8 protein-coding genes are annotated in these 13,738 nt (G+C 55.4%); all 8 read right to left on the minus strand.

The window, feature by feature from the left end:
• Window position 1 precedes the first annotated feature (1 nt).
• The gene (rplC, locus tag P0120_08675; protein ID MDF0674399.1) at window positions 2-622 is read right to left on the minus strand and encodes a 50S ribosomal protein L3; all 621 of its coding nucleotides are present in this window, start codon (window positions 620-622) and stop codon (window positions 2-4) included.
• Window positions 623-690: 68 nt separating this feature from the next.
• Window positions 691-1,002: a 30S ribosomal protein S10 gene (rpsJ, locus tag P0120_08680; protein ID MDF0674400.1), complete on the minus strand. Its 312-nt coding sequence runs from the start codon at window positions 1,000-1,002 to the stop codon at window positions 691-693.
• 38 nt (window positions 1,003-1,040) lie between these two features.
• Window positions 1,041-2,246 (minus strand): elongation factor Tu, encoded by a 1,206-nt coding sequence (tuf, locus tag P0120_08685; protein ID MDF0674401.1) that lies wholly within the window; start codon window positions 2,244-2,246, stop codon window positions 1,041-1,043.
• 31 nt (window positions 2,247-2,277) lie between these two features.
• The gene (gene fusA, locus P0120_08690) at window positions 2,278-4,347 is read right to left on the minus strand and encodes an elongation factor G (protein MDF0674402.1); all 2,070 of its coding nucleotides are present in this window, start codon (window positions 4,345-4,347) and stop codon (window positions 2,278-2,280) included.
• Window positions 4,348-4,462: 115 nt separating this feature from the next.
• Window positions 4,463-4,933 carry a 30S ribosomal protein S7 gene (gene rpsG / locus P0120_08695; protein ID MDF0674403.1) on the minus strand — a complete coding sequence of 157 codons (471 nt, stop codon included), beginning with the start codon at window positions 4,931-4,933 and terminating at the stop codon, window positions 4,463-4,465.
• Between the two features lie 46 nt (window positions 4,934-4,979).
• Window positions 4,980-5,351 carry a 30S ribosomal protein S12 gene (gene rpsL, locus P0120_08700; GenBank protein MDF0674404.1) on the minus strand — a complete coding sequence of 124 codons (372 nt, stop codon included), beginning with the start codon at window positions 5,349-5,351 and terminating at the stop codon, window positions 4,980-4,982.
• Between the two features lie 117 nt (window positions 5,352-5,468).
• Window positions 5,469-9,641, minus strand: a complete 4,173-nt coding sequence (rpoC, locus tag P0120_08705) for a DNA-directed RNA polymerase subunit beta' (GenBank protein MDF0674405.1) — start codon at window positions 9,639-9,641, stop codon at window positions 5,469-5,471.
• A gap of 46 nt (window positions 9,642-9,687) precedes the next feature.
• Window positions 9,688-13,644, minus strand: a complete 3,957-nt coding sequence (gene rpoB, locus P0120_08710; protein MDF0674406.1) for a DNA-directed RNA polymerase subunit beta — start codon at window positions 13,642-13,644, stop codon at window positions 9,688-9,690.
• Window positions 13,645-13,738 lie beyond the last annotated feature (94 nt).

The following is a 13,738-nucleotide window of genomic DNA, read 5'->3' on the forward strand; positions in this document are numbered from 1 at the left end:
GCTAGCTCTTCTTCGACTTTCGCACGACAACGACACCATTAGTGGCCCCAGGAACGGCCCCGCGGACAAAGAGCAGATTTTCTTCGGGTCGTGACTCGATGACTTTCAACCGCTGGACCGTGACCCGCTCCGATCCCATATGACCTGGCAGGGTCTTCCCTTTCCACACGCGAGAGGGAAACGAACTTGCACCGATCGAACCTGGCGCCCGATGAAACATGGACCCATGCGACTCAGGGCCACCCGCATAGTGATGTCGCTTGACGACACCTTGGAATCCTTTACCCTTCGATACGCCGATCACATCGACCCAGTCGCCCTTCTTGAACAGACTCACCGTGACTAACCGGCCAACCGTCGGCTCCCCGTCCTTTCTAAACTCGCGCAACACACGACTGGGAGGCGCTTGATTTTTCTTCAGATGACCCAATTCCGACTTCGATAGCTTGCGTTCTTTGACTTCGCCGAATGACAGCTGAACCGCTTCGTACTGATCCCTCTCCTTAGTCCTCACCGTCACGACGCGGCACGGACCCGCCTCAATCACCGTCACCGGCGTCAAGCGACTCTCATCGAAAACTTGAGTCATTCCCAGCTTTTTCCCAATCAGTCCGTTTGTCATATCCATCCAGTACCGAGTGCTGCGTCCTGAGTGCTCAGATTTAAAACTCAGCACTCAGGGCTCAAAACTCACAACTTTATTTCTACATCCACCCCCGCCGCCAAATTCAGCTTCATCAACGAATCCATCGTCTCAGGCGTGGGTTCCATTATATCGAGCAATCGCTTGTGCGTACGCATCTCAAATTGCTCACGAGATTTTTTGTCGGCGTGCGTCGATCGCTGAACGGTAATCTTCTCAATTCTCGTAGGAAGTGGAATCGGACCGACTACTCTGGCTCCACTGCGTCGAACGGTTTCGACAATTTCAGATACCGATTGATCCAACACTCGGTAGTCAAAACCCCGCAATCTGATTCTGATCCGCTGATCGACTTTCACTTCATTACTCCTAAGCTGTCAATCGACAGGTTTGAGCCTTACGCCAGAATCTCCGTGACGACACCCGAGCCGACCGTCTTGCCGCCCTCGCGCACGGCAAACCGCAACCCCTGATCCATCGCGATCGGACTGATCAACTCCGCCGTCACACTCACGTTGTCCCCCGGCATCACCATCTCGACCCCCGGATTCAGCTGCACGACCCCCGTGACATCGGTGGTCCGGAAGTAAAACTGCGGCCGATACCCGTTGAAGAACGGCGTATGCCGCCCCCCTTCTTCCTTCGTCAACACATAGATCTCCGCCTTGAACTTCGTATGCGGCGTGATGGTCTTCCCTTTGCACAACACCATCCCGCGCTCCACATCTTCCTTCTTGGTGCCCCGCAACAGCACGCCGATGTTGTCCCCCGCCTGCCCCTCATCGAGCACTTTGCGGAACATCTCCACCCCCGTCACCACCGTGGTCTGCGTCGGCCGCAAGCCCACGATCTCGATTTCGTCGCCCACTTTCACGATGCCCCGCTCACAGCGCCCCGTCACCACCGTCCCGCGGCCGCTGATGGTAAACACATCTTCGATCGGCATGAGAAAGGGCTTGTCAATCGGCCGCTGCGGCGTCGGAATGTACGTATCCACCGCCTCCAACAGCTTCAGGATGGAGGGCACCCCCAATTCGCCCTGATCCGCCTCCATCGCCTTGAGCGCACTGCCATGGATGATGGGCGTCTTGTCCCCCGGGAACCCGTACTTCGTGAGCAGCTCCCGCACTTCCAACTCCACCAACTCCAAGAGCTCTTTGTCGTCGACTTTATCGGCCTTGTTCAAGAACACCACGATGTAGGGCACCCCCACTTGCCGGGCCAACAGAATGTGCTCGCGGGTCTGCGGCATCGGGCCGTCCGCCGCACTCACCACCAGAATCGCCCCATCCATCTGCGCGGCCCCGGTGATCATGTTCTTCACGTAGTCGGCGTGGCCCGGACAATCGACGTGGGCATAATGCCGCTGGTCCGTCTCATACTCCACATGGCTGATGGCGATGGTCATGATCTTGGTCGCGTCCCGCCGCCCTTGGCTCTCACTCGCCTTCGCCACTTCGTCATAACTGATGAATTTCGCCATCCCCTTGTCCGCACACACTTTCGTCAACGCCGCCGTCAACGTCGTCTTCCCGTGGTCCACGTGCCCGATCGTCCCGATGTTCACGTGCGGCTTCTTCCGCTCGTATTTCGCCTTCGCCATAACCCACTCCCTCCCCCTGATTCACGAACCGCTATTTCTTGATGATGGCTTCTGCAATATTCTTCGGCACCTGATCATACCGATCAAATTCCATACTGTAGGTGGCGCGTCCCTGCGTCCGAGATCGAAGGTCAGTGGCATAGCCGAACATCTCCATCAAAGGCACGGCGGCGTCGATTGCCTGAGCGCCGGCTCGAACCTTCATCCCCTGCACCTTCCCCCTTCGCCCGTTCAAATTACCGATAACATCCCCCATGAATTCCTGAGGAACCAGGACCTCGACCTTCATAATCGGCTCGAGCAAGACGGGATCGGCTTTTTTGCAAGCATCCGCAAAGCCCATCGAAGCCGCGATCTTAAACGCCATTTCATTCGAATCGACGTCATGGTATGAGCCATCGATGACCGTCACTTTCACATCCCGCAGAGGATAGCCGGCAACCACTCCTGTTTCCATCCGCTCCCGGACACCTTTTTCAATAGCAGGAATATATTCTTTTGGAATCGCCCCGCCCACAACCTTATTGACGAACTCCAATCCTTTCCCAGCCTCAGACGGCTCAACCGTCAACACGACATGACCATACTGCCCACGGCCCCCTGTCTGCTTGATATATTTAGACTCAGCTTCGGCCTTCCGTCGGATCGTTTCCCTGAACGCCACTTCAGGCTTCCCGACATTCGCTTCAACCTTGAATTCGCGTAACATCCGATCAACAATAATTTCGAGATGAAGCTCCCCCATCCCGGCAATGATCGTTTGTGCCGTCTCTTCATCCGTCCGCACACGGAATGAAGGGTCTTCCTGCGCCAACTTCTGAAGCGCAAAGCCCATCTTCTCCTGATCCGGCTTGGTCTTCGGTTCAATCGCCATTGCAATAACGGGCTCAGGAAATTTCATAACCTCGAGCAACACCGGTTGCTTCTCATCTGCCAAGGTATCTCCGGTGGTGGCCCCTTTGAGCCCTACCGCCGCGACGATGTCTCCGGCATGAACCTCATCGATTTCTTCTCTCTTATTGGCGTGCATTTTCAAGAGACGTCCGATCCGATCCTTCGTCCCCTTCGTCACGTTCAAGACCGGCGTGCCGGTCCTCAGAGTCCCGGAATAGACACGAAAAAAGGTCAATTGACCGGCAAATGGGTCGGACATGATTTTAAACGCCAACGCCGCAAACGGCTCACCATCATCCACCTTCCTTGCCACTTCCTTGCCGCTGTGCGGTTCCATCCCCAGAACGGGAGGGATATCGAGCGGTGACGGCAGATAGTCGACCACACCATCCAATAGCTGCTGCACACCCTTGTTCTTGAAGGCTGACCCACAGAGCACGGGAGTGATTTTCATCGAAATGGTCCCGGCTCTGATCGCACGCATGACTTCTTCTTCCGTCAACGGATGACCGTTCAAATACTTTTCCATCACCTGGTCATCGAATTCTGCGACTGCGTCGAGCATCTTCTCGCGATACTCTTTGGCCTGAGCGAGAAGATCACCGGGAATTTCATCGATCTTGTACTTCGCACCCAGCGTCTCATCGTCGTAAAAGTATCCCTTCATCCGGACCAGATCGATGGATCCTCGAAATTCAGCCTCGCGACCGATGGGGATCTGAATGGGAACAGGCTTTGCCCCGAGCCGATCGATAATGGATTGAACGCTGCCATAAAAATCAGCCCCGATCCTGTCCATCTTATTCATAAAGGCAATGCGAGGGACGTGATATTTATCCGCCTGACGCCAAACCGTCTCGGACTGAGGCTCAACACCCTGCACAGAATCGAATGCCGCCACCGCCCCATCGAGAACCCGAAGGGAGCGCTCTACCTCAATCGTAAAATCCACATGCCCCGGCGTATCAATAATATTGATGCGGTGATCGCGCCAAAAACAGGTTGTAGCGGCGGCCGTAATGGTGATGCCTCGCTCTCGCTCCTGCTCCATCCAATCCATCGTGGCCGCACCTTCATGGACCTCGCCCATCTTATGAGTCATACCCGTATAGTAGAGAATCCGCTCGGTGGTCGTAGTCTTGCCCGCATCAATGTGAGCCATGATCCCGATGTTTCTTGTGCGCTCTAACGATGTCTGACGAGCCACTTCAACCCCTCTAAAAACACTTGTGCTGCAGATTAAGCCGCATCACACTGCTGCGACGTATAGAGCACCAGGATCTGCGGATCGCAGCACGGCTCAACTGCAGCACAGAACGACGCTACCAGCGATAATGAGCGAACGCTTTATTGGCCTCCGCCATCCGATGTACGTCTTCCCGCTTCTTGACCGCAGCCCCCGTATTGTTCGATGCATCCAATAGCTCGGCTGCGAGCTTTTCGCGCATACTTTTCCCACCGCGCGTACGGGCAAACTGCGACAACCAACGAAGCGCCAACGAGACTCGGCGTGCCGGCCTGATTTCAACCGGAACCTGATAGGAAGCACCTCCCACCCGACGAGACTTGACTTCAACGATCGGCTTCACATTATCCACAGCTGCCTTAAACACTTTCAGCGGGTCGCCGCCGGTCTTCTCCTGGATAAAATCAAATGCACCATAGCATATCCGTTCCGTCGTGCTCTTTTTCCCGTTACTCATCAGCGTGTTAATAAACTTCCCGACCAGCTTATCGCGGTACCGGACATCGGGAAGCACTTCTCGTTGCCCTAAAAACCTACTGCGTGGCATATCGACCTATCCAATCAGTGTGATGATTTCCAGACTTCCTAAAAATTTACTTGGGCCGCTTCGCTCCGTACTTCGAACGACTCTGCTTCCGGTCCGCCACACCCACCGCATCCAACGCGCCGCGGACCAAATGGTATCGAACACCAGGCAGGTCCTTGACACGGCCTCCGCGCACAAGCACGATCGAATGCTCCTGAAGATTGTGTCCCACACCGGGTATATACGTTGTCACTTCCATACCGTTCGTGAGACGCACGCGCGCAACTTTCCGCAATGCCGAATTCGGCTTCTTTGGCGTCGTCGTGTATACCCGAAGACACACCCCTCTCTTCTGGGGACAGGACTTAAGCGCAGGACTCTTCGTCTTTGCTCTTACGAAGATTCGTCCTTTTCGAACCAGCTGATTGATCGTCGGCATCGAGTTCAAAGCCTTTCAATATGAACGAGCACCAACCGTCACGTGCAAAGCCGCAGGATTATAATGACGAGATATCCCACTGTCAAGTAGGCGGCATTCTGAGCGTTTACTTAAGGATCAAGCAGCATCTCCTGAAACCGCCGGGACAGCCACATCAGATGGCACAGCAGGTGTAACCCCTACGGCTGCCGTCTCCGATTTTTCGCTAATGACGAACGTATCTCGGTATTCCTCAAACCCTGACCCTGCCGGAATCAACCGGCCCACAATGACGTTTTCTTTCAAGCCCAACAAATTATCTTCGCGTCCATTGATCGCTGCTTCAGTGAGAACGCGGGTAGTTTCCTGGAACGATGCCGCAGAAATAAAGCTGTCTGTCGTAAGAGCCGCCTTGGTAATCCCAAGCAAGACGGGCTTGCCTAAGGCGGGCTTCCCGTCGTTGACGAGCACCCGTTCGTTTTCTTTTTCGAAGACGCTCTTGCTGACCTGACTGCCCGGCAAGAACTGGGTATCTCCCGGGTCTTCGACCCGTACCTTCCGCAACATTTGCCGCACGATGATTTCGATGTGCTTGTCGTTAATCGAAACTCCTTGCAATCGATAGACGTCTTGGACTTCGTCCACAAGGTACTTCTGCAATTCGTTCGGACCCAGCACGTCAAGGATGTCATGCGGATTCGCTGATCCATCCATTAACGGCTCCCCTGCCCGCACCCAGTCGCCTTCATGGACATTGACGTGCTTGCCCTTGGGAATAAAATATTCCTTCACATCGCCCATCTTATTGTCGACAAGGACTTTGCGTTGACCTTTCACGAAACCGCCGTAGGAGACTTCCCCGTCGATCTCGGTGATGACCGCCTGTTCTTTCGGCTTCCTTGCCTCGAAAAGTTCCACCACACGCGGAAGACCTCCCGTGATGTCCTTGGTCTTAGTCGTTTCACGAGGAATCTTTGCCAAGACATCACCGGGATAGACCGTGGCCCCTTTTTCGACAAAGATATGAGCTCCGACCGGTAATAAGTACCTGGCCACAGCATTAGATCCGCCGGGCACCTTGGCCGTCTTGCCGCTTTCATCCTTAATCGATACACGAGGGCGAAGCGTCTGACCGGTATGTTCAATGATGACCTTGCGCGACAAGCCGGTCACTTCGTCGAACTCGTCTTTCATCGTGACGCCTTCGACAATATCACCGTATGCCACCCTCCCACCGATCTCCGTTAAAATCGTCAGCGAGTACGGATCCCACTCGACTAATTTCTGGCCGACGACCACCGGATCGCCGTCTTTAATCTTGATCTTGGCCCCATACACCACGGGGTACTTCTCACGTTCCCGTCCACTGTCATCGACAATCGCAACCTTCGTATTGCGATTCATCACGACCCATTCACCCTCTTTATTGCGCACCGCGATACCGGCATTGTGGATATCGGCATTCTTTTTGGCATCGAAACTCATGAACTTAATTCGTCCGGCATGCTTCGCCTCAAGCACCGTTTGCTCGACGACCTTACTGGCCGTGCCGCCGATGTGAAAGGTCCTCATCGTCAACTGTGTGCCTGGCTCGCCGATGGATTGTGCAGCAATGACGCCGACCGGTTCGCCTTTTTCCACCAGCCGCCCTCGTGCCAGATCGCGGCCGTAACAGGCACGACAGACACCACGCGGCGATTGACAGGTCAGCACGGAGCGAATCTTCACACGGTCGACTCCGGCTTCAACGATCGATTTCGTCAACTCCTCGTTGATCTCTTCGCTCCAAGAGACAATGATTTCCCCTGTGACAGGGTCACGAATATCCTCTGCCGCTAACCGACCGAGGACACGCTCCTCCAACGGTTGGATAATTTCACCGCCTTCGACTAAGGCGCTGACAATAATACCGTCGCGCGTTCCACAATCGAACTCGTTGATAATGACGTCCTGGGCGATATCGACCAATCGCCGAGTCAGATACCCTGAATTGGCGGTTTTCAGCGCCGTATCGGCAAGCCCCTTACGAGCACCGTGGGTGGAGATGAAGTACTGCAACACCGTCAACCCTTCACGGAAATTAGCGGTGATCGGGGTTTCAATGATCTCACCGGACGGTTTGGCCATCAGCCCGCGCATGCCGCCCAACTGTCGAATCTGTTGCGAACTGCCGCGGGCACCGGAATCGGCCATCATGAAAATCGGGTTGAACGATTCAGCCTTCGCCGGATCACCTCCGGCGCCGAGCTCCTTCATCATCTCGTTGGCCACCTGCTCGGTGACGTGCGCCCAAATGTCGATCACCTTGTTGTATCGTTCGCCGTTCGTGATCAAGCCCTCTGAATACTGTTTCTCGATCTCGTTCACCTCGCGTTGCGCTTTCCCGATGAAGTCTTCCTTCTTACTCGGGATATGCATATTGTCGATACAGATCGACAAGCCGGCTCTCGTCGCATAGGCAAAACCGATGTCTTTAATCTTATCCAGAAACTCGACGGTATCTCGATGACCAGTCTGCCGATACACGGCATCGATGAGTTTCGTCATCTCCTTTTTGGTCATGAGCTTGTTCGCATTCCCGAACGGCAAGCCCGGAGGAAGAATTTCGGACAGCAAGACACGCCCGACGGTCGTCTGCACCAGCGAACCCGCCAGGCGCACCTTGACCCGCGCATGCTCTTCCACTTCCCTCGCATCAAAGGCAATCCGGACCTCTTCCGGGGACCCAAACACCTTCCCCTCGCCCTTGGCGCCTATCCGCTCCTTCGTCAACCAATAACAGCCCAATACCATATCCTGCGACGGCACCGCGATCGGTTTCCCGTTGGCCGGCGAGAGAATGTTGTTGATGGACATCATGAGAACCCGCGCTTCAACCTGTGCTTCGACGGACAGCGGGACGTGGACCGCCATTTGATCCCCATCGAAGTCCGCGTTGAACGCCGCACAGACGAGCGGGTGCAATCTGATCGCCTTGCCCTCCACCAACACGGGGTCAAACGCTTGAATACCCAACCGATGGAGCGTCGGAGCTCGATTCAGCAATACCGGATGCTCTCGGATCACTTCATCGAGGACATCCCAGACCTCCGGCCGTTCCTTTTCGACCAGCCGCTTGGCGCTCTTAATGGTAGTGGCCGCCCCTCTGGCTTCCAGCTTGTGAAAGATGAACGGCTTGAACAATTCCAGCGCCATTTTCTTTGGCAACCCGCACTGATGGAGCCGTAACTCCGGACCGACGACGATTACGGTACGGCCGGAATAATCGACGCGCTTCCCGAGCAGGTTCTGCCGGAACCGTCCCTGCTTTCCCTTCAGCATGTCGCTCAAGGATTTCAGCGGACGTTTGTTCGGGCCACGAATCGCGCGCCCTCGGCGGCCGTTGTCGAAGAGGGCATCCACCGCTTCCTGCAACATCCGCATCTCGTTCCTGATGATGACGCCCGGCGCCTTCAGCTCCATCAATCGTTTCAACCGATTATTTCGATTGATGACACGACGGTAGAGGTCGTTCAGATCGGATGTGGCGAACCGTCCTCCATCGAGCGGAACCAGTGGACGCAACTCCGGCGGCAGCACCGGAATGACATCCATAATCATCCACTCCGGCTTATTCCCTGATTTGCGGAACGCCTCCAGCACTTTCAAGCGCTTGGCGTACTTCTTCTTCATGGCTGCCGAGGTTGACGCTTTTGCTTTGACCTGCAATTCGTCCCACAGCGCGTTGATATCGACCTTTCTCAGTAAGTCGCGGATGGCCTCTGCCCCGATTCCGACCTTGAACCCGCTCGAACCGAACTCAGAAACAAGGGTACGCAGCTTATCCTCCGGCACCAACTCTTTCTCCGCCAGATCGGTTGAGCCCGGATCCACACACACATAACTCTCAAAATAGAGAATTTTCTCGAGCTGCTTGAGGCTCATATCCAGCAAGGTGCCGATCCGACTTGGGACACCCTTCAGAAACCAAATATGGGCGACAGGGGCAGCCAGCTCGATATGCCCCATCCGTTCGCGTCGAACCTTTGATTGGATCACCTCGACCCCGCATTTGTCGCACACGATCCCACGGTGCTTCATGCGCTTGTATTTTCCGCAATTGCACTCCCAGTCCTTGGTAGGACCGAAGATCTTGGCACAAAACAGCCCGTCTTTCTCCGGCTTGAACGACCGATAGTTGATCGTTTCCGGTTTCTTGACCTCACCATAGGACCACGATCGGATTTTCTCGGGCGATGCAATGCGAATTCGCATCGAATCGAACGACACAGAATCCCGTTGTTTTTCAAACAATGTATATACGCCTTCCAAGGTAATGACCTCCTCTGATGCCGGCCTTCGACCGGCACACAAGCGGTTAGTCCTGCGTTTTGACCAACTCTACATCAAGCCCCAAGCTCTGCAGCTCCTTGACCAACACATTGAATGACTCCGGTAACCCGGGCTCGAGGAACGGCTCACCTTTGACAATCGCTTCATACATGCGCGATCGACCCGGCACGTCGTCTGACTTGACGGTCAGGAACTCTTGCAGAGTCGAGGCTGCCCCATAGGCCTGTAACGCCCAGACTTCCATTTCTCCCAACCGCTGTCCCCCGAATTGAGCCTTGCCGCCCAGAGGCTGTTGTGTCACGAGAGAATATGGGCCGATGGACCGTGCGTGGATCTTGTCGTCCACCAGATGGTGGAGCTTCAGGACGTACATGTACCCGACAGTGACCGGACTGCCGAACGGCTCACCTGTCTTGCCGTCAATGAGTTGCGACTGACCGCTCACCGGCAATTTGGCCTTTTTTAGCAGATCCTTAATTTCTTTCTCCGCAGCGCCATCGAATACAGGGCTGGCCACTTGAATCCCCAAGGCCTTCGCCGCCCATCCGAGATGAGTCTCCAGAATTTGCCCGACGTTCATACGGGACGGCACACCCAGAGGGTTCAGCACGATTTCCACCGGGGTCCCGTCCGGTAGATAGGGCATATCTTCTTCAGGCAGGACCCGAGACACGACACCTTTATTGCCGTGTCGACCAGCCATTTTGTCCCCGACCTGAATCTTGCGCTTCATCGCGATGTAGACCTTAACGAGCTTGATGACGCCGGGGGGCAGCTCATCGCCCCGCTTTAAGCGCCCCACCTTTTCGTCGTACAGCGTCTGCAGGATTTCGATCTGCTCCTTCGCCCGTCGCTCGACATCTTCCAGTTCTTTTTGCTCATCAGGATCACTCAGGATGATGTGTCGCACCGTATCGTCGGGCAATCGCCGGAGGACTTCCGCCGTCAGCTTACCCTTCTTCTTCAAGATGACGTCGCCGCCCTCAGGGTCCATCAGATCGCGACCGACCACCTTACCGAGCAATAACTTCCGAATCTTCTTCGTTTTTTCTTCGTCGATGATCCGCAGCTCTTCGTGGTGATCGCGCTGCAACTTCATTTGATCGTCGGTTTCGATGCTCCTCGACCGCTCATCCTTGTCGAGTCCTTTGCGAGAGAAGATTTTGACATCGACCACGATCCCTTCCACTCCCGGAGGCACGGTTAGCGATGTATCCTTCACATCGCCGGCCTTCTCACCGAAGATCGCGCGGAGCAGCTTTTCTTCCGGGGTCAGCTGAGTCTCGCCTTTGGGCGTCACCTTTCCTACCAGGATATCGCCCGGCTTCACTTCGGCACCGATGCGGATGATCCCGCTCTCGTCCAAATTTCTCAGCGCCTCTTCTCCGACATTGGGAATATCCCGCGTCACATCTTCCTTCCCCAGCTTGGTATCCCGGGCCTCTACCTCAAACTCTTCGATGTGAATCGAGGTGAAGGCGTCCTCTCGGACCAATTTTTCGCTGAGCAATATGGCGTCCTCGAAGTTGTAGCCGCCCCATGGCATGAACGCCACAAGGACGTTTTTGCCCAGCGCGAGCTCTCCATGATCAATCGCCGGCCCATCCCCAAGCACCTGTCCTTTCTTGACCGGCTGGCCGAGGCGAACGACGGGGGTCTGCGTGATGCAGGTATTTTGGTTCGAGCGCTGGAATTTGATGAGGTCATAGACGTCCAGCCCGGAATCTTTCCCCCTCTTGCCGTCCTTTGAATCGGCGCGTACTACGATGCGGGTGGCATCGACGCTTTCCACAACCCCGGCGCGACGAGCCTGGATAACATACCCGGAATCTCGCGCCACCACCGCTTCCATCCCGGTCCCAACCAGAGGAGCCTCGGACGTCACGAGGGGAACCGCCTGACGCTGCATGTTTGAGCCCATGAGCGCACGGTTGGCATCGTCATGTTCCAGGAACGGCACGAGCGCGGTCGCGACGCTCACCACTTGCTTCGGTGACACGTCCATGTACTCAATCTTATCCGGAGTGGCCTGGACAAAGTCTCCGCCGTGGCGACAGGAAACGGTTTCCGATACCAGCCTGCCCGTCCCATCCAATTTCGAGTTAGCCTGAGCAATGATGTATTTGTCGCCCTCGATCGCCGAGAGAAACTCGATTTCATCAGTCACGCGTCCCTTGACGACTTTCCGATACGGTGCCTCAATGAATCCGAACTGGTTGATCCGCGCGTAGGTGGCCAGCGATGTGATTAATCCGATATTGGGGCCTTCCGGCGTCTCGATCGGGCAAATACGACTGTAGTGGGACGGGTGCACATCTCGAACTTCGAACCCGGCCCGCTCTCTCGTGAGTCCGCCTGGACCAAGAGCCGACAGACGCCGTTTGTGCGTGATTTCAGCCAGAGGGTTGGTTTGGTCCATGAATTGAGACAGCTGACTGCTGCTGAAAAACTCCTTGACGGCCGCGACAACCGGTTTGGCATTGATCAAGTCATGCGGCAGCACCGTTTCCATATCAAGAAGATTCATGCGCTCCTTGATGCTTCGCTCCATCCGCACCAAGCCCAGCCTAAATTGATTTTCAAGGAGTTCGCCGACGGATCGCACACGGCGATTACCCAAGTGATCGATGTCGTCGATTTCCCCTTTGCCGATCTTCAAATTGACCAGGTAGCGGATGACTTCCACGATGTCCTGAGCGGTCAGGGTGCGCTGATCGAGGGGCAAGTCCAAACCAAGCTTCTTATTCAACTTGAGCCGGCCGACCGGAGACAAATCGTAGCGCTTGGAATTCAGAAATAGGTTGTCGAACAGCGCTCTCGCCGTGTCGACTGACGGCGTCTCCCCCGGACGGAGGCGACGGTAGATTTCGACCATCGCTTCCTCCTTGGAGCCGATTTTCTCCATCTCCAAGGTGTCAAGAATCACGGGCGTCGCGGTCGCCATGTCCAGATAAATGACCTTGAATTCTTCCACATCGCTTTCGGCGATCTGCTCGACGATCTCCGCCGTCAATCGCTGATTTTTCTCCGCCAACTGGTTCTGCTTCGAGTCGACCAATTCCGTGAGCACCGCCCGGCCCACCAACTCAGCGGGCAGTAAGGGGATCTCCTTCACTCCCGAAGCCTTCAGCTTCGCGATCAGACCTTTCGTCAGCCTGGCCCCTTCTCGCACCAACGGCTCTTTCCCGCCCTTGTCCGTCACCTCGACGGAGCACCGAAGTCCGTGGTGGATTTCGGGATCCAGCTTGCGGAACATCTTCCCCTTCGACACGCGAATCTCTTCGACAGGGTAATACATCTTCAGCAGGTCGTCGCTCGAAAAACCGAAGGCTTTCAACAGAATGGTGGTCGGCATTTTCCGACGACGATCGATCCGCACATAGAGAATATCCTTGGCATCGAACTCGAAATCTAGCCATGAGCCCCGATAGGGAATAATGCGAGCCGAGTACAACACCTTACCGCTCGCATGGGTTCGGCCCTTGTCATGCGTAAACGACGCACCCGGCGAGCGATGAAGCTGACTGACGACGACTCGCTCGGTCCCGTTGACGAGAAAGGTCCCTCGCTCGGTCATGAGAGGCAATTCACCGACATAGACTTCCTGCTCACGCACATCGAGCACTTTCTTGCGAGGCCCCTTATCCTCCTTATCGAGCACCACCAGACGGACGCGCAGCTTCAACGGAACGGCGAAGGTCATACCCTGCTCCAGACATTCGCGTTCGTCATACTTCGGCGTCCCCAACGTATAGCTCGAAAATTCGAGCACGGCCGTGTTGTTATAATCCGGAATCGGAAACACGCTGGCCAGCGCTGCCTGCAATCCGTGATCCTTCCGTCTCTCCGATTCAACCTCGAACTGCAAAAACTCTTCGTAGGAACGCTTCTGAATCTCGATCAGATCTGGAATATCGATATTGGTTCGGATGCGAGAAAAATCTTTCCGCTCGACGAATTCTTGTAACGTCGTTTCGGACATTCCTACTCCTCCACGCTGGTTGGCGGTGAACAGAGGTCACTGGTCATCGGGGATCATGCAACCGTGCTTCAGACGATTGACCAGTGACCGATGA

The organism is Nitrospira sp., from assembly GCA_029194675.1.
In the GTDB taxonomy this organism is placed as follows: domain Bacteria; phylum Nitrospirota; class Nitrospiria; order Nitrospirales; family Nitrospiraceae; genus Nitrospira_D.